Raw genomic sequence first — 21,128 nt, 5'->3', positions numbered from 1 at the left:
GAAGGTGATCAGAAGTCGAACTCGCCGATGTTGTCGGCGTTGAACACGAACGGATCGCCGAGCACCACGACGCCGTCCTCCCCGACCGTGTACTCACCGAGGTCGCCGGCGGTGAAGGTGTCGCCCTTCTCGCCGGTGATGTCGCCCTCGATCAGCGCCTGCGCCGCGAAGGCCGCCAGGTAGCCGAGGTCCTCCGGGTTCCACAGGGCGAACGACGTGACGGTGCCGTCCTCGACGTATTCGCGCATCTGGTTCGGCGTGCCGAGGCCCGTCAGCGCGACCTTGCCCTTGTAGTCCGAGGTGGACAGGTAGCGGGCGGCTGCGGCGATGCCGACCGTCGTGGGCGAGATGATGCCCTTCAGGTTCGGGTGGGTCTGCAGCAGGGCCGCGGTCTTGTCGAACGACGTCTGGTCGTCGTCATCGCCGTAGACCGTCTCGACCAGGGTGATGTCGGGGTAGTCGCTGGCGAGGTAGTCCTTCATCAGGTCGATCCAGGCGTTCTGGTTGGTCGCGTTCGCCGAGGCCGAGAGGACGGCGATCTCTCCCGCACCGCCGATCTGCTCGGCGATCTGGTCGACCTGCGCCTTCGCGATGCCCTCCGAATCCGCCTGGTTGACGAAGACGTCGCGGCACTCCGGGTTGGTGTCGGAGTCGAAGGTGACGACCTTCACTCCCGCGTCGCGGGCCTCGTTCAACGCGTCGCAGATGGCCTTCGGGTCGTTCGCCGAGACGACGAGTGCCCCGACGCCCTGCTGCGTCGCGGTGTTGATGTAGCTGACCTGGGCGTCGGGAGTCGCCTCGGCCGGCCCGACCTCGGCGAACGTGCCGCCGAACTCCTCGACGGCGGCCTTGCCGCCCTTGCTGGAGGTGTCGAAGTAGGGGTTTCCGAGGTTCTTGGGCAGGAAGGTGACGGCGAGGTTGCCGTCACCGCCGTCGCCTCCGCCACCGTCGCCACCGGTGCTCGTGCATCCGGAAAGGGCGACCGCGGCGGCGACCGCGAGCGCAGCGACAGCGGTCACGCGTTTACGTGCAAACATCATTGTTCTGTTCCTTTCGTGAGGGTGTGCCGCAACCGCGGCGTCGGCGTCATGAAGCTGTGGGTGCGGCGCCGGTGGTCGATCGTCCCGGTCTGCGACGAGCCTTCTGCAGCCAGGCGAGGAAGCTCGCGGCCACCACCGAGATGACCAGGAGGGCGCCGGTGATGATGTTGATCACGTCGGAGGTCACGTTCATCAGACGCAGTGCGCTGGCGAGCGAGCCGATGAGCAGCGCCGCCGCGACGACCCCGTAGATCTTGCCCCGGCCGCCGAAGACCGAGACGCCGCCGAGCACGACCGCCGCGATCACCTGCAGTTCGAGGCCGGTGGCGTTGTCGCCCCGCGCGCTGCCGTAGCGGAGGGTGTAGAAGATCCCGGCGAACGCGGCGACCACTCCGGAGAGCACGAAGAGGATGAACTTCGTGCGCTCCACGTGCACGCCCGAGAACCGTGCGGCGTCCTTCGAGAGGCCGATCGCGAACACGCCACGACCGAACGGTGTGTAGTGCAGCAGCAGGATGAACGCGACCAGGAGGAGCAGGAACGGGATCATGATGACGGGGATCGTGGTGCCGGCGAGCTTCGCCTTGGCGAGATCGGTCCAGAACTCCGGGAACTCGGTGACCGCCGTCGTTCCGAGCAGGCCGACCGCGAGGCCGCGAAACAGCGCGAGCGTTCCGATGGTCACGGCGAGCGACGGCAGACCGACGACGGTCACGAGGAATCCGTTGAAGGCGCCGCCGACCAGACCGACGAGCAGCGCCGCGAGAGCCGCGACCTCGAAGGGGATCCCGCCCTGCACGAGAGCCCCCGTGACGACGCTGGAGAGGCCCACCATACTGCCGACCGACAGGTCGATCTCGCCCGTGATCATCACCAGCGTCATGGGCAGGGCGATCAGGAGGATCGGCGCGATGTCGAGGAGCAGGTACGTCAGCGTGATCGGCTGCCCGAACCCGCGTACGGTGCTCGCGGAGACGATGATGACGACGATCAGCAGGGCGACGATCGCCATCTCCCTGGTGAGGAGCACGCGGCGCCAGAGCGGCTTGTCGAAGTCGCGGATGACCCGGGTGGTCGCGGTCGTGGTCGCGGCGGTCATGACTTGTCCCTCGCTTCGATGAGCCGTCGTTTCTGGCGGACGGCGAGCACGCGGTCGAGCACGATCGCGCCGATGATCAGCAGGCCGACGACGGCACGCTGCCAGAAGTCGGGGATGCCGAGGATGGGGAGCGCCCGGTTGATCGTGAGCAGCAGCACCGCACCGATCGCCGCGCCCCACACGGAGCCGATTCCGCCGGTGATGGCGACGCCGCCGATCACGGCGGCACCCACCGCGTCGAGCTCCCACCCGGCTCCGGCCTGCGAGTTGATGGTGCCGTAGCGGGCCGCGTAGAACACTCCGGCGAGACCGGCGAGCGCCCCGGAGACGACGAAGGCGGTCAGCACGCGACGGGTGACGCGCAGGCCGTAGAGCTCCGCAGCCGCCGGATCGGATCCGATGGCGTAGTACTCCCGACCCCCGCGCGTGTTCTTCATGTACCAGGCGGCCGCGGCGAGCACGATGAGGGCGACGATCGTGAGGATCGGGATGCCCACGAGCTGCCCGGTGCCGAGGGCCAGGAAGTCCTTCGGCATGTCGGACGCGTTCACCCGGTCGCTGCCGGTCCACAGCACGTTGATGCCGCGGTAGGCGTAGAGCGTACCGAGCGTGATCACCATGGCCGGCACCTTGGCGAAGGCGACCAGTGCCCCGTTGACGAGTCCGAGGAGGGCACCGAAGACGACGGCGGCCACGACCACGATCACGATGGGGATGCCGGGCACGTCGATGAACAGGCGGCCGGTGAGGTAGGCGGTGAGCCCCATGACCGAGCCGACCGAGAGGTCGACGTTGCGGGTGATGAGGACGATGGCCTGCCCGACAGCGACCAGCACGAGGATCGAGGGCGTGAGCAGCAGGTCGCGCCAGCCGTCGGGGCTGAACAGGAAGTTGGAGTTGTTCGTCGTGGCGGCGACGATCACGAGTGCCAGGGCGAGGAGGATGCCGAATTCGCGCGCCCGACCGAGCGCGGAGAGCTTCTTCGTCATCGACGAGACGGGGATGGCGGTGGTCACGAGGAGAGCTCCGATGCGTGCGTGGCGGCGTACATGACGTTCTCGGAAGTCGCCTCCGCGCGGGCGATCTCCGCGGTGATGCGCCCTTCGCGCATGACGAGGACGCGGTCGGCCATGCCGAGCACCTCCGGCAGCTCGGACGAGATCATGAGGATCCCCATCCCCTGCCCCGCGAGCTCGGAGAGCAGTCGGTGCACCTCCGACTTGGTGCCGACGTCGATCCCTCTGGTCGGTTCGTCGATGATGAGCACCTTCGGCTTCGTGGCGAGCCACTTGGCGAGGACGACCTTCTGCTGGTTACCGCCGGAGAGTGTCGCCGCGACCGTGTCGAGGGCGTGCGTCTTGACCTCGAGCCTGGTCGCCCATTCCCGGGCAGCCCGGTTCTCGATGCCGGTGGTGAGGAACCCCAGCTTCGCGAGCTGGCGGCGGATGGAGAGGGTGATGTTGCCGCCGACGCCCGATTCGATCACGAGCCCCTGCTTGCGGCGGTCCTCTGGCACGAGGGCGAGGCCCGCACGCATGGCCTCGGTGGGTCGGCTGCGGGGGATGCGTGCGCCCTGCATCGTGACGGAGCCCTCGCGGTACGGGTCGACGCCGAAGACGGCACGCACCACTTCGCTGCGTCCGGCTCCGACGAGGCCGGCGAGACCGACGATCTCGCCCGCGCACACGGTGAAGGAGATGTCGTGGAAGACGCCGGGACTGGTGAGGTTCTCGACCACCAGCAGCGGCGCGCCGACGGTCGTCTGCTGCTTGGGGAACAGCTCGGTCACCTCGCGACCGACCATCTGGTGCACGATCTCCTCGACCGAGGTGTCGGCGATCGCACTGGTGGCGATGTACGCACCGTCCCGCATGACCGTGACGGTGTCGCAGAGTGAAAACACCTCGTCGAAGCGGTGCGAGATGAAGATGAGCGCACGACCCTCGTCGCGCAGACTCCGCGCGATCGTGAAGAGCCGCTCGACCTCGACGCCGGAGAGCGCGGCCGTCGGCTCGTCCATGACGAGCAGACTCGCGTCGAGCGAGACGGCCTTCGCGATCTCGATGACCTGCTGATCGGCGATGGACAGCCCCTCCGCCGGACGGTCGGGATCGATGGTGACCCCGAGCCGGGTGAAGAGGCGCTCGACCTCGTGGCGCATCCCCCTGCGGTCGATACGGCCGAAGCGCCCGGTCGGCTGTCGGCCCATGAAGATGTTCTCGGTGACGGACAGATCGGGGAACAGCGTCGGCTCCTGATAGATCACCGCGACGCCCGCGCTCTTGGACTGCGCGGTGGAGGAGAAGTCCACGTCCTCTCCATGAAACCGGAACACCCCGTCGTCGCGCTGGTAGAGACCGGCGACGATTTTCACGAGGGTGGATTTGCCCGCGCCGTTCTCGCCGACCAGGGCGTGGATGGACCCGCCGTCGACCGACAGCGTCCCGGAACGGAGGGCGACCACCGCGCCGAACGACTTGCGGATGTCGCGGAGTTCGAGCGCCGGCGGAGCACCGGAGGTGTCAGAGGGAATCGTCATCGATCGGACCTAAGCTGCAGGATCATCCCTGCGGATTGAATCGTTTTAAAGAGCGGAGCATCTGAAATTTATGACTCTCGCTGGCTTCCTGTCAAGTCACGGTTTGTTCGGTGGTACGTTTCAGGGACAGGTTTCGCGGATGGCGCGGAAAGGAATCACGCCGTGGTCGTCAGTGTTCGAGATGTCGCACTCGCCGCATCCGTCTCGGTCGGGACCGTCTCGAACGTCCTGAACCACCCGGACAAGGTGTCTCCCGCCACCGTCGAACGCGTCACAGCGGCGATCGAGAAGCTCGGCTTCGTGCGCAACGACGCCGCCAGGCAGCTGCGCGCAGGACACAGTCGCTCGATAGGCCTGGTCGTGCTCGACGTGCGCAACCCGTTCTTCACCGACATCGCCCGCGGCGCCGAGGAACGAGCCGCCGAGGCGCGGATGACGGTCACACTCGGCAACAGCGACGAGAAGGTCGAACGCGAGCGCGCCTACATCGACCTCTTCGAGGAGCAGCGCATCGCCGGTCTGCTCATCTCTCCGCTCGCCGACGACCTCCCGCGATTGCGACGTCTGCGCGATCGCGGCACCACCGTGGTGCTCGTCGACCGGGAAGTCGCCGACGAGAGCTTCTCCTCGGTATCGGTCGACGACGTCGGCGGTGGCTACCTCGCCGTGCAGCATCTCGCGGCGCAGGGAGGACGACGCATCGCCTTCGTCGGGGGTCCGATGGGCATCCGACAGGTGGTCGACCGCCTGGAGGGAGCCAGCAGAGCCGCGAACGAGGCCGGCATCTCCCTCGAAGTGATCCTGACCGATTCGCTGAGCGTGCTCTCGGGCCGTGCCGCCGGCGAGACCCTCAGCGCACGTGCACCCGAAGATCGACCCGATGCCGTCTTCGCCGCGAACGACCTCCTCGCGATGGGGGTACTGCAAGCACTCATGATGCGCAGCAGCATCCGGGTCCCGGACGAGATCGCCCTCATCGGCTACGACGACATCGACTTCGCGGCCGCCGCCGTGGTCCCGCTCTCGTCGATCCGCCAGCCCGCCGAACTCATCGGATACACGGCCGTCGATCTGATGCTGCGAGAAGCCGGCGGTCACGCCGGGCGGGAACGCGTGGTGTTCCAGCCCGAGCTCGTCGTGCGGGAGTCGACCGCGCGACCGGCCTGAGAGCGAGCCGGTCGCCGCGTCGGGCTTTCAGCGCTCGAGGGCTTCAGCGCTTGAGCGCCTTCTTCGCCTTCTTCGCCGCTCTCTCCGCCGTCTTCCGGCGCTGCTTCCTGGCCTTCGGGTCGTTCCACATCCGCACCAGCTGATGCCTCACCGACTCACCCTTGTTGATCTGCACCGTCGCCGCCCTGCTCCCGAACACGTACGCGACGAAGGCGACGCCGACGATGAGGAGGATCTTGTTGCGCATGATGCCTGCTTTCTGGGGGGCTGCGGAGGAGCGTCGGGTCAGGAGAGCCGACGCTGGTCGTGGGCGAGGCGAGCCCGCAGGCTCGTGTGCACCGAGACGAAGGTGTCGGTGTCGCGCCCCGTCAGCACGGCGAGGTTGGCGAGGAGGCGATCGACGTGGTCGACGAGCTCTCGCGGATCGGTGTTCTGACGCGGCGTCACAGCCACGTGCAGCACAGGACGGCGACGGATGTCATTGGCGGTGACCTGCGCGGACAGAACCTCATCGCGGGTGGTGAGGGAGTTCTTCACGGCGTCGGAGACGAACGACTCGTTCACGGTCACCCGACCCAGCGGGTTCTGCGCTCCGCTGGAACGCAGCACCGTCTTCGACCGACGCCCCGCGATGCTCGTGAGCGCGAGGATCAGCAGCACGATCACGACCACGATCGCTGCGACCGCGCCGATGCCGATCCACGACAGGCCGCCACCGGCGATCGCGGTCGCGGCGATGGCCTGGTCGAGCCAGGACCGGGCGTCCTTGCCTGCCGCGGTCCAGATGTCCGACAGGGTGGGCCAGCTCATGATGGCGATGCCCACCGCACCGAGGGCGAGGAACAGCAGCCCGATGATCAGCAGCAGGATGCGGTTCAACGCACGATTCGTGTTGTTCACAGCTCGTCTTCCTTCTCGGTGGGACGCTCGATGCGCACACGGGTGCGCACCTTGTCGGTCAGCCGGTACGTCTGCAGCTCCGCTTCGGCCGCCGCCTGCACGTCGGCCTTGTCCAGCGGCACTCCGATGCCGGGGCGCACGGTCACGTCGACGGTGCGGTGTCCGACACCGACGGTGATGCTGTCGCGGGCGAGACCCGTCTCCTCGGCGAGGTGCTGGGCCAGGGCGCTGGCGATCACGCCGTTGTCGACGACGACCGCGCGTCCACCCGCATCGAGGACATGCCTCGACAGGCGTCCCGGTGTGACGGCGAGCACGATGAAGACCAGCCCGATCAGGGCGAGCACGACGCTGCCGGCGATCACGAGACCGGCGGGCTGTGCCGTGGGCAAGCCGATCAGCCAGCCCGCCGCTGCGGCAGGACCGACCAGGAGGGCGGGCTGCGCGGCGAGGCTCAGCACGATCTCGAGTCCGATGTACGCGAGGGCGAGGATGAGCAGGACGACCGCGACGAACATCGCGACGGTTCGCGGCGAGTGCGTCTCGCGTCGGATGACGCGGCGCAGGACCGGGGTGCTCATTGCACTCGTCTCCTTTCCGGGATGACGGCACCGGTGACGGTGAGGTTGATGCGGATGACGTTGCGCCCGAGGATCGTGCTCAGATTCTGCTGCAGCTGTTCCTGCAGTTCGCGTGCCCGCTCCAGGACGGGCACGGCCCGAGCGATCGCTGCCGTGTCGTCCAGGCTCGGGACGGGAAGGGGCGTGGCGATGCGCACGGTGACCCCGCGCGGGTGCTCCGCGACATCGACCTTCACGTCGCTGCGAGGCACCCCGATCAACGTCGCGGACGCCTTCTCGGTGACGGTGCGGTAGACGCGGTCCTTCACCTCGACGCGACCGCGGACGGCGGCCCCGCCGGCGGCGGCTCCGGAGAGCGCGCCGCCGGCGATGTGCTGGTCGGCACCCATCAGGAGGTACGCCGCCCCGTGAAGACGTCGGCGAGTCCGCGGACGTCGAGCTTGCCGGAGGCGATCCGGCCGACGAGCGCCCCGATGCCCGCGAAGAGAGCCATGAGGAGGAATCCCCAGAACCCGAACAGCAGGGCGGCGAGGGCCAGCAGTGCGCCGATCAGGGCGCCGACCGTTGTGGCGCTCATGAGACGCGCGACTCCTCGTTGTCGTCGCTGTCGTCACCGGGCACGTGCACGTCGTTGACCTCGACGTTGACCTCGACGACCTCGAGACCGACCAGACGGCTGATCGCACCGGCGACAGCGGCACGGACGTTGTTGGCGACGTCCTGGATGGGCGCCGGGTACTCGACGACGATGGTCAGGTCGGCCGCTGCCTGCGTGTCGCCGACCTCGACCTTCACGCCCTGCGCGAGGTCGGTCGCGTTGATCACGTCGCGGATGGCGCCGAAGGCGCGTGCGCCTCCGCCACCGAGTGCGTAGACGCCGGCGACCTCACGCGCGGCGATGCCGGCGACCTTGGCCACGACACCGTCGGCGATGGTGGTCTTGCCCGCGGCGTTCTCGTCGGCGGGGACGCGCGAAGAGGAGAATCCGCTCGACCGGTCGACGCGCGACGCGGAAGCGCCGGCGGCCTTCGGAGCGGCCTGTGCGAGCTCCTTCTCGGCCGGAGCGGGGGTGGTCTGGTCCTGATTTGCCATGAGGTGTCCCATCTCGATCTGAAGACCGGCCGTGGGTCCCGTGTGGAACTCCCGCCGGGAGCGAAACGCTCGCTCGGAGATAGGACGGATGTGCCGGCGGATTCGTCACAAAGTCGTTTCCGCAGCGCCCGGGAGCGCCCGCCGACGGGGCACTCAGACGCCCGCGCCGCCGTACATCTCGCCGACGGGGACCGGAACGGAGAGCACATTGCCCGGTTGCGCGAGCGGGCACGCCCAAGCCGGGTCATAGGCGCACGAGGGGTTGTAGGCGAAGTTGAAGTCGAGCACGATCGTGCCACGCGCCGCATCGGATCCGAGATCGGCGCCCTTGATCGTGTCGACGAGATAGCGTCCGCCGCCGTAGGTCCCGCCGACGCCCCCGGCGAGCGCATCGCGCACGGGCACGAAGAGCCCGCCGCCGTAAGTGGTCAGTCGCCAGACATCGAGCGACCCCGCATCCGGCACCTCCACGCGCCCGATCCGCTCGAAGGGCACGATGCCGTCGGTGCCGGTCGCGAAGTCGAACCCCCCGGGGTCGGCGGGGAGGATCGGCAGCTCGAAGCGCCACTGCGCGTCGTACGAGGCGATCGGCAGCCCCTCGAACAGCGCTCGGTCTTCGGGCAGCAGCGGCGTCGCCGGGTGGTGGAGCATCAGATCGTCGCGCTCGATCCACCAGAGCTCGTGCGCTTCCTCCGCGGAGTCGGCGCCGCGCACGGCGTCGTACAGGGCGAACACCCGCCGTCGCCAGTCGACGACCTCGAGGGCGGTGCGTGCAGGTGCGCTGGTCATGCCCTCAGGCTAGACGCCGTCGCGGAGATCCGGTGCGGCCCCCGTCACGCGGTGTCGACCATCCGCGCGTAGCCCGACTCGTACGTCGGGTGTTCCAGGCCACCGAGGAGGGAGAGCAGCAGAGTCCCGTCGTACACGACGCCGCGCGGTCCGGCCGGCCCCGAATCCGGCGGCACCTGCGCATTCAGCCGTGCGGCGAGGAACCGCACGACGTCTCCGAGTGGAGCGGGGCCCTGGTCGACGGCATGCAGCACGCGAGGCGGGTCGTCCATCCGCAGCAGCAGGTCGAGGGTGCGCACGAGGTCGCTCTCGTGGATGCGGTTCGTGCGGCGGGAATGATCGACGGCCGCGCCCTCGCGCACCTTCCGCACCAGGAAATCCCGCCCCGGCCCGTAGATGCCAGCTGGGCGCACGACCACGGCGTCGAAGAGCTCCACCGCGGCCCTCTCGCCGTCGACGAGTCCGCGCGATCGCGGTGTCGTCGGCGTCGGCTCGTCCTCCTCCGTCAGAGGATGATCAGGATCCGCCCCCTCGAACACCCCCGTCGAGGAGACGAAGACCGTCCGGGCGGGAGGATCCGGGAGGGCGCACGCGAGGTGCCCCAGAGCAGTGCGGTAAGAGGTCTCGGTATCGCCGGGCGGCAGCGTGACGAGCACCGCGTCGACCCGCTCGAGAGAAGTCGGCAACGGGTGCGCCAGGTCGGCGGCGATGCCCCGGACCCCGTCGGGAAGTGCTCCCTCGGTGCGTCGGAGCGCGATCACCTCCTCGCCGCGGGCGAGAAGCAGCGGCGCGAGGCGGGCGGCGAGCTTGCCGTAGCCGACGAGGAGGGTGCGGCGGGGTGCCGGATCGAGAGCGCTCACGGAGCTCCGCTCAGCCGGCGGTCAGCACAGGGAGTGCGACGCCGTGCAGCGCATCGACTACGGGAGCGAGCTCGGGCTGCGCCGCTGCTTCCTCCAGCACCTGCTCGAGCGCCGCATCGTGGATGGGGTGCGCGCGTTCGTACAGCTCGCGGCCGGCGGGAGTGAGTTCGGTGTAGATGCCGCGACGGTCGTCGGCGCAGAGGATGCGCGTGAGGAGGCCTCGATCCTCCAACCGGTTCACCAGCCGCGTGGTGGCGCTGGGGCTCAGGGCTGCCGCACGGGCGAGCTGCTGCATGCGCATGTGCCACCCGTCCTGGCGATCGAGGGCATCGAGCACGGTGTACTCGACCACGGAGAGCTCGACCGTCTCACCCAGGCGCCGCTCGAGAGCAGTCTCGATCAGCCCGTGCAGCGCGGCGAGCGTGCGCCACCCCTGTGCGCGCACCTCGACGGCGTCGTCACCGATTCCCATGGCCACCCTCCGAGATAGTTGCTTGCGCCATATACTTGCGTGTGCAATCATTGTCCTTCGACGCGCAATATGCCGCGCCTGCAAACATTCCCTCCAATCTATCAGGAGAGTCGTCATGCCTCTAGGACTGATCGCCCTCGCCATCGGGGCGTTCGGCATCGGGCTCACCGAATTCGTGATCATGGGCCTGCTCCCCGACGTCGCCCGAGACTTCGGGGTCACCGAGTCGGCTGCCGGCTGGCTCATCTCCGGTTACGCACTCGCCGTCGTCGTCGGTGCACTCGTGCTCACCGCAGCGGCCACGCGGTTGCCCCGCAAGCCCGTGCTGCTCGGTCTGATCGTGCTCTTCATCATCGGCAACGTGCTCACCGCGCTCGCGGACGACTACGGCACAGCGATGGTCGGCCGCATCGTCGCCGCCCTCTGTCACGGCGCGTTCTTCGGCATCGGCTCCGTGGTCGCCGCCGGCCTGGTCGCCCCCGAGAAGAAGGCCGGCGCGATCGCGATCATGTTCACCGGCCTCACTGCCGCGAACGTCTTCGGAGTGCCGTTCGGCACCTTCCTCGGCCAGGAGCTGGGATGGCGCTCGACCTTCTGGGCGATATCGGGCATCGGCGTGCTGGCGTTCATCGGTATCGCCCTGCTCGTGCCGCGCCTCCCCCGCCCCACCGAACAGGTGAGCCTCCGCGGGGAGCTGGCGGCGTTCCGTTCGGGACAGGTCTGGTTCTCGCTCGTCATCACGATCCTCGCGTTCGGCGGGATGTTCGGCGCCTTCACCTACATCGCCTACACGCTGACCGAGGTGAGCGGATTCGCGTCGTCCGCCGTGCCGTGGCTGCTGGTGCTCTTCGGCGCCGGCCTCGTGCTCGGCAACTGGCTGGGCGGGCGTCTCGCCGACCGCGCGATCGACCGTACTCTCCTGATCTTCATCGCCGCACTCGTCGTCGTCCTCGCCGTGTTCGCGATGTCAGCGCAGTCCGGCATCGCGACGATCATCGCCCTGTTCCTGATGGGCGGCTTCGGATTCGGCACCGTTCCCGGGCTGCAGAGCCGTGTCATGAAGTACGCCGGAGGCGCTCCGACCCTCGCCTCCGGGGCCAACATCGGCGCGTTCAACGTCGGCAACGCACTCGGCGCCTGGGCGGGCGGACTCGGCATCTCCGCAGGACTCGGCTACACCTCCCCGATCTGGCTGGGCGCGATCCTCACCGCCATCGCCCTGATCGTGATGGTCGCCGCCGCCGCGCGTGCGCGGAGCACCGCGACCCGCGAGGCGACCCCCACCGCGACCACACCCGTGCCCGTCGACTGAGCCGCGCCCGGACCCTCACCGGCTCCTAGGCTGGCCTCATGGCATCCGAACCGGCGGACACGACATCACGACGCGTCGTGTTCCGCCGTTTCGGCGGCCCCGAGGTGCTCGAACTCGAACGTCGAGCGGTACCGCGCCCGGCCCGCGGCGAAGTGCTCGTCCGCATAGCGGCCGCCGGAGTGAACCCGGTGGACTGGAAGCTGTTCAGCGGACGGCCGATGCACGATCCCTACGAGCGCAGCCTCCCTTCAGGCAACGGCTACGACTTCTCCGGCACGATCCAGGCGCTCGGCGATGGGGCGGGCGAAGCCCGGGCTCACGACGCGCGCGGTTGGCGGATCGGCGATGCGGTGTTCGGTGGGCTCCGCTACCACGCGCAGGCGGACCACCTCGTGATCGACCCCGCCGTGCTGGTCGAGGTTCCCGCAGGTCTCGGTCTCGTCGAAGCAGGCGCCCTCAACGTCACCGGCCGCACAGCCGTCGCCAGTGTGCGGTCACTGGGGATCACCGCGGGTGATGTCGTCCTCGTCAGCGGTGCAGCCGGTGGTGTCGGCATCCTCACCGCCCAGCTCTGCGTGCTGCGCGGGGCCCGCGTGCTCGGAACGGCCAGCCCGAGGAATCACCCCCTGCTGCGCCGCCTCGGCATCGAGCCTTTCCCCTACGGGCCTGCTCTCGCGGATCTGCTCCGCGCCGCCGCGCCGGAGGGCATCAGCGCCGTCCTCGACACGGTCGGCCACGGCTCGGTCGAGCTGGCTCTCGCACTCGGCGTTCCCGCCGACCGCATCAACACGATCGCCGACTACGACGCCCGCGCGCGGCATCCGGTCCGGGGCGTCGGAGGGTCGGCTGCCGGCACCGAAGAGCTCGGGATCATCGCGCAGCTGATCGCCGACGGTCGCGTCGAGATGCCGATCGACTCCGTGCACCCGCTCGAGGAGGTCAGAGCGGCATACACGAGGTCCATCGCCGGACGCGCGTCCGGGAAGATCGTGCTCACCACTGCTACGAGCCGTCGCCCCCACGAGCATCCCCCGCCCGGCGGACTCTGACGACGGATGCTCGCCGCCCCACGCAGAAGCGCCGCACCCCCGGAGAGGATGCGGCGCTTCGTGCATGCAGCGGTGTTACTCCGCGGCGGCGATCTTCTTGGCGTCGTCCGTGTTGAGCACGCGGAACAGGATCGCCGCGATCACGGCACCGACGACCGGGGCGACGATGTAGAGCCACAGCGAGCTCCACGCGAAGTGGCCGCTCACCGAGAGGCCGAGTGCGACGGCGGGGTTGAAGCCACCACCGGAGATCGATCCGACGGTCGCCGCACCGACGAACACGGTCGCACCGATCGCGAGCCCATAGAACGAGTTGCCGGCGGTGTCCTTCGACGTGGCCGTGTTGAGCACGACCCACACCAGGATCAGCGTGAAGAGCGCCTCGACCAGGAACGCCGGGCCGACCTCGATGACCATGGCCTTCTCGCCCGCCGGCCACACGGACATGCTGACGAGTGCAGCGACCGCACCACCGACGAACTGGGCGATGAGGTAGCTGATGAAGTCGACGACGCTGAGGCCGCCGCGCAGGAAGACACCGACCGAGACGGCCGGGTTGAGGTGAGCACCGGAGATGTGGCCCGTCGAGAACACGAGCACCATCAGGGTGAAACCGATCGCGAGCGGAGTCAGCGGGCTGTCGCTGTTCACTGCCGCGATGATCGCGAGGACGAAGAGGAAGGTGGCGATCGCTTCTGCGAGCGCCTTGCGTGCGGTACCGGTCATGAGAGAGCCCCTTGTCTTGGGAGTTCGAGAGAGGAAGCCCGCGCATCGGGCCGGTCCGCCCCTCGTGCGGCACCGAGGATATCGCCGCGCCGGCCGCGATTCCGGGAGCCGCGCGGACTTTCTGTGAATCCGCTGAGTGCTCCGGGGCGGAGGCACGGAAGACGGCCGCCTGCCTCGTCGTCCGGTCCGGCCATGTCAACCCCGTGGTCGGACCGTTGAGCGCCCGTTTAGCCTGCTCGCATGACCACCGAGACCGCGCCGCAGGCCGAATCCCCGACCCGCCTGCGGAGAGCGATCACCGGCCCCCTCCTGTTCGCGTTCATCCTCGGCGATGTGCTGGGTGCGGGCATCTACGCGCTGATGGGTGTGCTCTCCGAGAAGGTCGGGGGGATGCTGTGGGCCCCGCTGCTCCTGGCATTGCTGCTCGCCATGCTCACGGCCGGATCGTATGCCGAGCTCGTGACCAAGTACCCTCGCGCTGGGGGCGCTGCCGTGTTCGCCGAGCGCGCGTTCCACAGCCCCCTCGTCTCGTACCTGGTGGGGTTCAGCATGCTCGCGGCGGGCGTGACCAGCGCGGCCGGACTCGCCATCGCGTTCGCCGGCGACTACCTTGGCACCTTCCTCGACCTGCCCACCATCCCTGTCGCGATCGCCTTCCTCGCACTCGTCGCCCTCCTCAACGCCCGCGGAATCCGCGAATCCATGGGCGCCAACCTCGTGATGACCGCGATCGAGCTCAGCGGCCTGGTGATCGTGATCGCCGTGGTGGCGGTCTTCTTCTTCGGCGGTGGCGGCGATGCCTCCCGCACCGTCGAGGGCCCTGAGGGGACCGGCGTCGCCATCGCCGTGCTGTCCGGAGCGGTCATCGCCTACTACTCCTTCGTGGGTTTCGAGACCTCCGCCAACATGATCGAAGAGGTGAAGAACCCGCGTCGCACGTATCCCCGCGCCCTGTTCGGAGCCCTCATCACCGCCGGCGCCGTCTACATCCTGGTGGGTCTCGCGAGCTCGATCGCCCTGCCGCCAGCCGAGCTGCAGGAGTCGAGCGGCCCGCTGCTGGCCGTGGTCGAGGCGACGGGAGCAGGCATCCCGTCGTGGCTGTTCAGCCTGATCGCGCTCGTCGCCGTGGCCAACGGCGCCCTGCTCACGATGATCATGGTCAGCCGTCTCACCTACGGCATGGCGGAGCAGGGGCTGCTTCCCTCCGCTCTCGGACGCGTGCTCCCGAAGCGCAAGACCCCATGGGTCGCGATCCTCACCACCACCCTCGTGGCGATGGGCCTGACACTCGTCGGCGATCTGGCCACCCTCGCCGAGACCGTGGTGCTGCTGCTCCTCGTCGTCTTCCTGAGCGTCAACGTCTCCGTGCTGGTGCTGCGTCGCGACCGCGTCGAGCACGACCACTTCCGTGTCTGGACCTTCGTGCCCGTGCTCGGGATCGCCTCCTGCATCCTGCTGCTCACCCAGCAGCGACCTGCGGTGTGGCTCTTCGGGGCGATCCTGCTCGCGGTCGGCGGCGTGCTCTACGCGCTGGCGCGCTGGAGCAGAAGACATGCGGAGAAGAAGAACGCCCCCTCCGGCGGAGAGCCCGCCGGCGACCAGAAGGAGAACCATGAACACGCCTGAACACACGTCGGACGACGAGATGACGAGCGCGGAGAAGCGACACGATCAGCTGACATCAGCCCCCGACGCCACCGAGGCCGACGCCGCCCCCCGCGTCGAGGTCACCGAGCACGACGGCAACACCCGCATCGACATCGCCCCCGAGGCGCCGGTGCGTCCGGGCCCGGGGCCCGGCATGCCAGAGGCCGACCCCGAGGACTGAGTCCCCCTGCTCAGGGTCACGGCGCGGCGGGCGCCTCATCCACGGATGCGCCCACCCGCTCCCGGGTGCTGCCGATCGTGGCGAAGCCGCGGGCGGCGAGGATGCTCTCGGTGCGTCGCATGATGTCCTCCCCCGACACCGCCGCCAGAGCACCCGCCGCCGGGATCGACGACGTCGTGGTGGCGTCCGTGATGAACTCGACCTCGAAGCCGAGGTCGGCCGCCACCCGAGTCGTCGTCTCGCAGCACTGCTCGGTGCGGATGCCGCACACCACCAGCCGGCGGATGCCGTCGCGGCGCAGCCTCTCCTCGAGGTCGGTCGACGCGAAGGCGTTGATGGTGGTCTTCGTCAGCGCCGGCTCCGAGGCGAGAGGCTCGAGAGCGTCGATCACGCGCACGAACCCGTTGACCGGGTCGAACACGCCGCCGGACCCGGGCTCGGAGTGGGTGATCCAGACGACCTCGTCCCCCACGCGACGGGCATGCGCGACGAGGAGTGCGATGTTCTCGAGCACGGCGGGGTTCGCGGTGGTCGCCCAGTCATCGGCGCGCTGACGGAACGACTCCTGCGCATCGACGACGAGCAGGGCGGTGTCGGAGTGAGCGTTCATCCGCTCATCGTCGCCGGTGCCTGGTTCGTCGGCAAGGAGAGGAACCGTCGCCGAGCATACGATTCCGGACAGCTCCGGCCACCGCGACGGCGCCTAGAGCCAGCCCTTGCGCTTGAACGCGGCGTAGAGGCCGAAGCCCAGCGCGACCATCATCGCGATCGCCATGGGGTAGCCGAGCAGCCAGTGCAGTTCGGGCATGTGGTCGAAGTTCATGCCGTAGATCGTGCCGACGAGCGTCGGGGCGAACAGGATGGCCGCCCACCCCGAGATCTTCTTGACCTCGTCGTTCTGACGGATGCTGAGCTCCGTCATCCGCCGCATCTCCTCGTTCTGGCGACGCGCGACGATGGTCGACTCCACCGTGAGCGCGTTGTCGAGCACGGTGCGGAACGTGGTCGCGCGGTCGCTCACGCGCAGAGTGTGATCCAGCACGTCGCGAAGGTAGCGACGCAGCTCCTCGCCCACCTCGTACTTGTCGGACCCGCGCAGGAGCGCCTCGAGCATTCCCGAGAGCGGCTGCGTTGCACGCTGGAAGTCGATGACCTCCCTGCCCAGGTCGTAGATGCGCTGCGTGGCGTCGGTGTCTTCCTCGAACAGCTGGCTCTCGATCTCGTCGATGTCGTTCTCGAGGCCGGCGAGCACTGGCGTGTACTCGTCGACGACCTCGTCGAGGATGGCGTAGAGCACGGCCTCCGGACCGTGGGAGAGGAGCGCGGTGTCGGCTTCGAGGCGCCGTCGGACACGACCGAGATCGGGGGCTTCCGCGTGCCGGATCGTCACGACGAAGTCCGGCCCGACGAGGACGTGCACCTCGCCGAACTCGACCTCTTCGACGTCATCGAGGTATCGGGCGGGCCGCAGCACCATGAACAGCACGTCACCGTAGCGCTCGAGCTTGGCGCGCTGATGACCGGAGAGGGCATCCTCCACGACGAGCGCATGGATGCCGAACTCGTCGGCGACCGCGCGGATCTCCTCCTCGCTCGGCCGGTAGAGGCCGATCCAGCCCATGCCGCCGCGCTCGCGCATGCGCTCGAAGGTCTCGCTGAGCGTCACCGGGTTCTCGGTGCGGACGCCATCCACGTAGATCGCATTGTCGATGATCGCCATCGTCACCCCTTCGCGCGACTGTCAGTCGGAGCGGCTCACTCGGCGGCGGGCGGGGCCACGCACGGGAGCGCGGCCTCGGCCGTGCCCTGGTGGTACTGCTCCGCCGTGAACGGCAGCCCGAACTCCGGTGCCGTCTGACCGGCCGCTGCCGGGGCCTTCGACGCGATGGCGGCGAGCTCCCACGAGAGCTGCTGGGCGAACAGCGCTCCACCCGTGGAGTCGTTGAGCACGACGGCCACGGTGAATCCGGTCGCCGGGTCGGAGTATGCCGCGGTGGCGTAACCCGGGGTCCACCCGTGCTGGCCGATCATCGAGCCGACCAGGTAGGCGCCACCGGTGGCCTGGTACCAAGACGGTGCGCCGTCTCTGGCCGGCAACGGGTCGCCGAAGCGGTCAGGCTTGTCCTTCGTGCGCAGCGCCTGCTGGGCTTCGGCCTGCGCATACCGGCCGAGATCGGTGATGGTCGACACGACGCCCGAATCGGTGAAGCCCGTGCTCGATGACAGCGTGCTGATGTCGACGGGTGCCGCGCAGTCGTATCCGCCCTCGACGGCGTTCAGGAAGTGTCCGTTCAGGGACTCCCCGCTTCCCGGCTTCCCTGGGGTCGGTCCCGGCAGCGAGGTGTCCGAGAGTCCGAGCGGCTCTGTGACGTACTCCGCGATCAGTTCGGAGGCCGTCATGCCCGAGGCGCGTTCGAGAGCAAGGCCGAGCAGCAGGTAGCCGGCGTCGGAGTCGCGGAACGTCGTGTGCGGTGCGACCCGGTCGCGTGCCAGGCCGAAGCCCGCAAGCTCCAGCGGGGACCACACCCGGTCGGGGGTGTTCAGCCAGGCCGACTTCACGGTCTCCTCGGAGGACCCGGCACCGCTGGTCCCGTTGCAGAGGTCGAGGAGGGTGACACCCTCCTCGCGCATGTCAGCGACACCGGAGACGTAGTCGGCGACGTTCGCGTCCAGCTCGACCACCTTCCGGTCGGCGAGGGCGTAGAGGACGTCGCAGGTCATCAGACGGGTCACGTCCGCGATGCGGAAGGACATGTCCGTCGACAGCTCGGCTCCACCCTCGCGATCCTGAGTGCCGATGCCCGCCACCCAGCTTCCGCTCCAGGGCGCCCAGACGCCGACGATGGCGCCCGACGCGCCGGACGCGGTGATCGCGTTCTCGACGGCCGCCTGCATCGCGGCGACGGTGCCGTCAGGGAGCGAACCGTCCACCTGAGCGGGAGGCGTGTAGGAGAAGGACTCCTCGGAAGAGCATCCGGTGAGGACGAGAGCGAGCACGGCCGCCGTCGCCGTTGCGGCGCGCCACCGGCGCGACGAGAGAAGCTGCATGGATAGAACCCCCGAAGACGTGTCTCCCGAGTCTAGAGCGCCGATGCTGAAAGTCGGCCCCGCGACGGGGTCGGAGGTCGACATAGGGTGGGGAGCGTGCCCCACACCTTCGATGCAGACGTGATCACCGCCGTCCTCCGCCACATGAACGGCGACCACACCGACGACAACCTGCTCATCGCACGAGCCTTCGCCGACACCTCGGACGCGCACATCACGGACTCCGTCATGACCGGATTCGACGGCGAGGCGGGGACATGGGACATCACCCGCGACGGCATCGTGACCGAGCTGCGCGTGCCGTGGCCCGGCGGTCCGATCGCCGACCGCCCGTCCGTGCGCCGGGAGGTCGTGGCACTCTACGACGCCGCGTGCGCGCGCCTGGGCGTCGAGCCCCGACCGCACGCCTGACGACTGCGCACGCCTGACGACTGCGCACGCCTGACGACTGCGCACGCCTGCCGACTCGGACTTCCCCTGAGGTAAGGCAAGCCTTACACTTGCCTCATGCCCGAGATCCTCTCCTTCTCCGCCGCCCTGCGCGAGCGTTCGTCCGGATCGCACTCCCGCAGCGAGACCGCCGGCTTCATGTCCGACCTCCTGAAGGGCGAAGGGTCTCGCGAGGACTACATCTCGCTCGTCGCTCAGCACTACTTCATCTACGAGGCGCTCGAATCCGCGGGTGACCGCATGCGCCAGGATCCCGTGGCCTCCGTCTTCATCACCGACAAGCTCACCCGGCTCCCGGCGCTCGAAGCCGACCTCGAGTTCCTGCTCGGAGCCGACTGGCGCGAGCGGATCGTCGCCCTGCCGACGACGCAGCGCTACGTCGACCGCATCCGGCAGGTCGGCGCCACCTGGGCCGGCGGCTTCGTCGCGCACCACTACACCCGCTACCTCGGCGACCTGTCCGGCGGGATCTTCATCGGACGCGTGATGGCTCGCCGCTTCGGCTTCGAGACCAACGGCATCGGCTTCTACCTGTTCGACGACATCGCCGACCCCGCCGCGTTCAAGGACGTGTACCGCGAGCAGCTCGACGCCGCGCCGTGGGACGATGCCGAGCGCGAGCGCGTGATCGACGAGGTGCTGCTCGCCTACCGCTTCAACACCGAGCTGTTCGAAGACCTCGACCGCGCACGCGCCGCCGCCTGACCCGCGCTCAGCTCTTCGGCAGCTCCGGCGTCGATGCGGCCAGCCAGGCGTCGCGCATGAACCGACGCACGTCCTCGTCCACGCGGATGTCGCGGGGGCGCAGCGGACGCGACAGGTAGAGCCCCTCGAGCGAGGTCAGTCGGCTGAGAGCCACGTACGTCTGTCCCGGTGCGAACGCTCCGGAGCCGAGGTCGATGATCGCGCGCTCGTAGGTCTTGCCCTGCGACTTGTGGATCGTGACCGCCCACGCCAGCCGCAGCGGGAACTGCGTGAACTCGGCCACCACGTCGCGGGTGAGCTTCTTGGTGTTCTGGTCGTACGCGTAGCGGAACCGTTCCCATACGGCGGGCTCGACGTCGACCTCCTCGCCGTCGATGTCGACCCGCACGGCACTTCCGAGGATGCGCACCACCGTCCCGATCGTGCCGTTGACCCAGCGCGGCGGCTCGCCAGACATCGCGGTGTCGTTGCGCAGGAACATGACCTGCGCGCCGACCTTGAGCTTCAGCTCCGACTCGGCGGGGAGCGCGGCCTCGCCCCTCCCGAAGTCTCCGCTCACCTCTGCGCGCGCGGTCTGCTCCTTACCCGGCAGTGCAGCGAGGTGTCGACTGTTGATGCTGTTCACGATGTCGTTGCGCGTGGCGAGCGTGATCATCGGCACTTCACCCGGCTCGGGATCGGGCGGCGTCCGCGCGCCCTGGGTGTTGAGCACCCCGGCGATCTCGGCGGTGACGCGCCCGTAGCGGACGGCATTCAGCATGGCCTTGAACCCGTCGTCGGACTGGCGATGGATCTGCACGAGCTCGCGCACGTGCAGCTCCGCCCGCGTGTCGACAGCGAACAGGCCGTCCTGATCCGACTCGCCGGTCCCACCGCCACCTCCCGCCCACACCTTCGCGTCGAAGAACCAGAACGAGCGGTAGTGGTCCTGCACGTAGCGGGCCTCGTCGCCGCGCGGCGGCACGGGAGCGAGCTGATACGGGTCGCCGAACATGACCACCTGCACGCCGCCGAACGGCTCACCCCTGCGGCCCCGTGCCTGCCGCAGCGAGCGGTCGATGGCGTCCATCAGGTCTGCATTGACCATGGAGATCTCGTCGATCACGAGCGTCTCGATCGCGTTCAGGATGCGGCGGGTCGCATCGTTCTGATCGATGTCCGCATCTCCGATCAGGCCGATCGGAAGTCGGAACAGCGAATGGATCGTCTGCCCTTCGACGTTGAGCGCCGCGACGCCGGTCGGCGCGCAGATCGCGATCTGCTTCTTCGTGTTCCAGGCGAAGTGCTGAAGGAGGGTCGATTTGCCCGTCCCGGCTCGTCCGGTGATGAAGACGTGTTCACCGGTGTCCTCGATGAGCCGGAACAGCTCTTGCTGCTCCTCGGACAGGGCGGGAAGGGACACGGTTCTCACAGGGGCAGCGGACGGACAGGGCGCTCGTCCATGCTACGTCCCGGCATCCGCGCACGGCCG

At 68.8% G+C, this 21,128-nt stretch carries 25 protein-coding genes; 7 read left to right on the top strand and 18 right to left on the bottom strand.

The window, feature by feature from the left end; genetic code table 11:
• Positions 1–8: 8 nt before the first annotated feature.
• Genes rhaS through ILP86_RS00720 form a run of 4 tightly spaced genes read right to left on the bottom strand, consistent with a single transcriptional unit; the run spans position 9 to position 4,678 of the window.
• The gene (gene rhaS, locus ILP86_RS00735; RefSeq protein WP_046748657.1) at positions 9–1,040 is read right to left on the bottom strand and encodes a rhamnose ABC transporter substrate-binding protein; all 1,032 of its coding nucleotides are present in this window, start codon (positions 1,038–1,040) and stop codon (positions 9–11) included.
• A 46-nt stretch (positions 1,041–1,086) separates the two neighbouring features.
• Complete coding sequence (locus tag ILP86_RS00730; protein ID WP_193761147.1) at positions 1,087–2,139, bottom strand: ABC transporter permease; 1,053 nt, start codon at positions 2,137–2,139, stop codon at positions 1,087–1,089.
• Positions 2,136–3,128, bottom strand: coding sequence for an ABC transporter permease (locus tag ILP86_RS00725; protein ID WP_113680124.1), 993 nt, complete (start codon positions 3,126–3,128; stop codon positions 2,136–2,138). Before ILP86_RS00725 ends, ILP86_RS00730 begins: the two co-directional genes overlap by 4 nt.
• Positions 3,129–3,151: 23 nt before the next feature.
• The gene (locus tag ILP86_RS00720; RefSeq protein WP_046748654.1) at positions 3,152–4,678 is read right to left on the bottom strand and encodes a sugar ABC transporter ATP-binding protein; all 1,527 of its coding nucleotides are present in this window, start codon (positions 4,676–4,678) and stop codon (positions 3,152–3,154) included.
• Between the two features lie 162 nt (positions 4,679–4,840).
• Here ILP86_RS00720 and ILP86_RS00715 point away from each other — a divergent pair, with 162 nt between their 5' ends.
• Positions 4,841–5,845: a LacI family DNA-binding transcriptional regulator gene (locus ILP86_RS00715; RefSeq protein ID WP_193761146.1), complete on the top strand. Its 1,005-nt coding sequence runs from the start codon at positions 4,841–4,843 to the stop codon at positions 5,843–5,845.
• 43 nt (positions 5,846–5,888) lie between these two features.
• Here ILP86_RS00715 and ILP86_RS00710 read toward each other — a convergent pair whose 3' ends face one another.
• The 9 genes from ILP86_RS00710 to ILP86_RS00670 all read right to left on the bottom strand — a co-directional run bounded on the left by ILP86_RS00710 (position 5,889) and on the right by ILP86_RS00670 (position 10,539).
• Positions 5,889–6,092 carry a hypothetical protein gene (locus tag ILP86_RS00710; protein ID WP_141368244.1) on the bottom strand — a complete coding sequence of 68 codons (204 nt, stop codon included), beginning with the start codon at positions 6,090–6,092 and terminating at the stop codon, positions 5,889–5,891.
• A 38-nt stretch (positions 6,093–6,130) separates the two neighbouring features.
• Entirely contained in the window at positions 6,131–6,745 is a 615-nt protein-coding gene (locus ILP86_RS00705; protein ID WP_046748651.1) for a hypothetical protein, read from the bottom strand.
• Entirely contained in the window at positions 6,742–7,326 is a 585-nt protein-coding gene (locus ILP86_RS00700) for a DUF6286 domain-containing protein (protein WP_058633000.1), read from the bottom strand. Before ILP86_RS00700 ends, ILP86_RS00705 begins: the two co-directional genes overlap by 4 nt.
• Complete coding sequence (locus ILP86_RS00695; protein WP_058632999.1) at positions 7,323–7,715, bottom strand: hypothetical protein; 393 nt, start codon at positions 7,713–7,715, stop codon at positions 7,323–7,325. Before ILP86_RS00695 ends, ILP86_RS00700 begins: the two co-directional genes overlap by 4 nt.
• Complete coding sequence (locus tag ILP86_RS00690; RefSeq protein ID WP_046748648.1) at positions 7,715–7,903, bottom strand: DUF2273 domain-containing protein; 189 nt, start codon at positions 7,901–7,903, stop codon at positions 7,715–7,717. The genes ILP86_RS00695 and ILP86_RS00690 overlap by 1 nt, the downstream gene beginning before the upstream one ends.
• A complete protein-coding gene (locus ILP86_RS00685) occupies positions 7,900–8,418 on the bottom strand; it encodes an Asp23/Gls24 family envelope stress response protein (protein WP_046748647.1) in 519 nt (172 codons plus the stop codon). The genes ILP86_RS00690 and ILP86_RS00685 overlap by 4 nt, the downstream gene beginning before the upstream one ends.
• A gap of 153 nt (positions 8,419–8,571) precedes the next feature.
• Complete coding sequence (locus ILP86_RS00680; protein ID WP_193761145.1) at positions 8,572–9,207, bottom strand: DUF1684 domain-containing protein; 636 nt, start codon at positions 9,205–9,207, stop codon at positions 8,572–8,574.
• A gap of 44 nt (positions 9,208–9,251) precedes the next feature.
• Positions 9,252–10,067 carry a sugar nucleotide-binding protein gene (locus tag ILP86_RS00675; protein ID WP_058632998.1) on the bottom strand — a complete coding sequence of 272 codons (816 nt, stop codon included), beginning with the start codon at positions 10,065–10,067 and terminating at the stop codon, positions 9,252–9,254.
• A 10-nt stretch (positions 10,068–10,077) separates the two neighbouring features.
• Positions 10,078–10,539, bottom strand: a complete 462-nt coding sequence (locus ILP86_RS00670; protein WP_046748644.1) for a MarR family winged helix-turn-helix transcriptional regulator — start codon at positions 10,537–10,539, stop codon at positions 10,078–10,080.
• Positions 10,540–10,654: 115 nt separating this feature from the next.
• On the opposite strand from ILP86_RS00670, the gene ILP86_RS00665 reads away from it, so the two are divergent.
• Together ILP86_RS00665 and ILP86_RS00660 are read left to right on the top strand one after the other, a co-directional pair.
• The gene (locus ILP86_RS00665) at positions 10,655–11,851 is read left to right on the top strand and encodes an MFS transporter (protein WP_061015131.1); all 1,197 of its coding nucleotides are present in this window, start codon (positions 10,655–10,657) and stop codon (positions 11,849–11,851) included.
• Positions 11,852–11,889: 38 nt separating this feature from the next.
• On the top strand, positions 11,890–12,900 hold the full coding sequence (locus ILP86_RS00660) for an NADP-dependent oxidoreductase (protein WP_193761144.1): 1,011 nt from the start codon (positions 11,890–11,892) through the stop codon (positions 12,898–12,900).
• 75 nt (positions 12,901–12,975) lie between these two features.
• On the opposite strand, the gene ILP86_RS00655 is transcribed toward ILP86_RS00660, so the two are convergent.
• Positions 12,976–13,626: an MIP/aquaporin family protein gene (locus ILP86_RS00655; RefSeq protein WP_046748641.1), complete on the bottom strand. Its 651-nt coding sequence runs from the start codon at positions 13,624–13,626 to the stop codon at positions 12,976–12,978.
• A 240-nt stretch (positions 13,627–13,866) separates the two neighbouring features.
• On the opposite strand from ILP86_RS00655, the gene ILP86_RS00650 reads away from it, so the two are divergent.
• Both ILP86_RS00650 and ILP86_RS00645 read left to right on the top strand, forming a co-directional pair.
• Complete coding sequence (locus tag ILP86_RS00650; protein ID WP_193761143.1) at positions 13,867–15,252, top strand: APC family permease; 1,386 nt, start codon at positions 13,867–13,869, stop codon at positions 15,250–15,252.
• Entirely contained in the window at positions 15,239–15,454 is a 216-nt protein-coding gene (locus ILP86_RS00645) for a hypothetical protein (protein ID WP_061015134.1), read from the top strand. Before ILP86_RS00650 ends, ILP86_RS00645 begins: the two co-directional genes overlap by 14 nt.
• 16 nt (positions 15,455–15,470) lie before the next feature.
• Here ILP86_RS00645 and ILP86_RS00640 read toward each other — a convergent pair whose 3' ends face one another.
• The 3 genes from ILP86_RS00640 to ILP86_RS00630 form a co-directional block, all read right to left on the bottom strand.
• Positions 15,471–16,064 carry an isochorismatase family protein gene (locus ILP86_RS00640; protein ID WP_061015135.1) on the bottom strand — a complete coding sequence of 198 codons (594 nt, stop codon included), beginning with the start codon at positions 16,062–16,064 and terminating at the stop codon, positions 15,471–15,473.
• A gap of 93 nt (positions 16,065–16,157) precedes the next feature.
• The gene (gene corA, locus ILP86_RS00635; RefSeq protein WP_113680123.1) at positions 16,158–17,174 is read right to left on the bottom strand and encodes a magnesium/cobalt transporter CorA; all 1,017 of its coding nucleotides are present in this window, start codon (positions 17,172–17,174) and stop codon (positions 16,158–16,160) included.
• 35 nt (positions 17,175–17,209) lie between these two features.
• Entirely contained in the window at positions 17,210–18,502 is a 1,293-nt protein-coding gene (locus ILP86_RS00630; RefSeq protein WP_193761142.1) for a serine hydrolase, read from the bottom strand.
• Between the two features lie 96 nt (positions 18,503–18,598).
• On the opposite strand from ILP86_RS00630, the gene ILP86_RS00625 reads away from it, so the two are divergent.
• Both ILP86_RS00625 and ILP86_RS00620 read left to right on the top strand, forming a co-directional pair.
• Positions 18,599–18,913 (top strand): DUF2470 domain-containing protein, encoded by a 315-nt coding sequence (locus ILP86_RS00625; protein WP_113680122.1) that lies wholly within the window; start codon positions 18,599–18,601, stop codon positions 18,911–18,913.
• 96 nt (positions 18,914–19,009) lie between these two features.
• Complete coding sequence (locus ILP86_RS00620; RefSeq protein WP_046748635.1) at positions 19,010–19,657, top strand: heme oxygenase (biliverdin-producing); 648 nt, start codon at positions 19,010–19,012, stop codon at positions 19,655–19,657.
• Between the two features lie 7 nt (positions 19,658–19,664).
• On the opposite strand, the gene ILP86_RS00615 is transcribed toward ILP86_RS00620, so the two are convergent.
• On the bottom strand, positions 19,665–21,059 hold the full coding sequence (locus tag ILP86_RS00615; protein ID WP_046748634.1) for an ATP-dependent RecD-like DNA helicase: 1,395 nt from the start codon (positions 21,057–21,059) through the stop codon (positions 19,665–19,667).
• Positions 21,060–21,128 lie beyond the last annotated feature (69 nt).

The organism is Microbacterium sp. R1 (assembly GCF_015159725.1).
In the GTDB taxonomy this organism is placed as follows: domain Bacteria; phylum Actinomycetota; class Actinomycetes; order Actinomycetales; family Microbacteriaceae; genus Microbacterium; species Microbacterium oxydans.
This window is presented reverse-complemented; position numbering and strand designations above follow the sequence as displayed.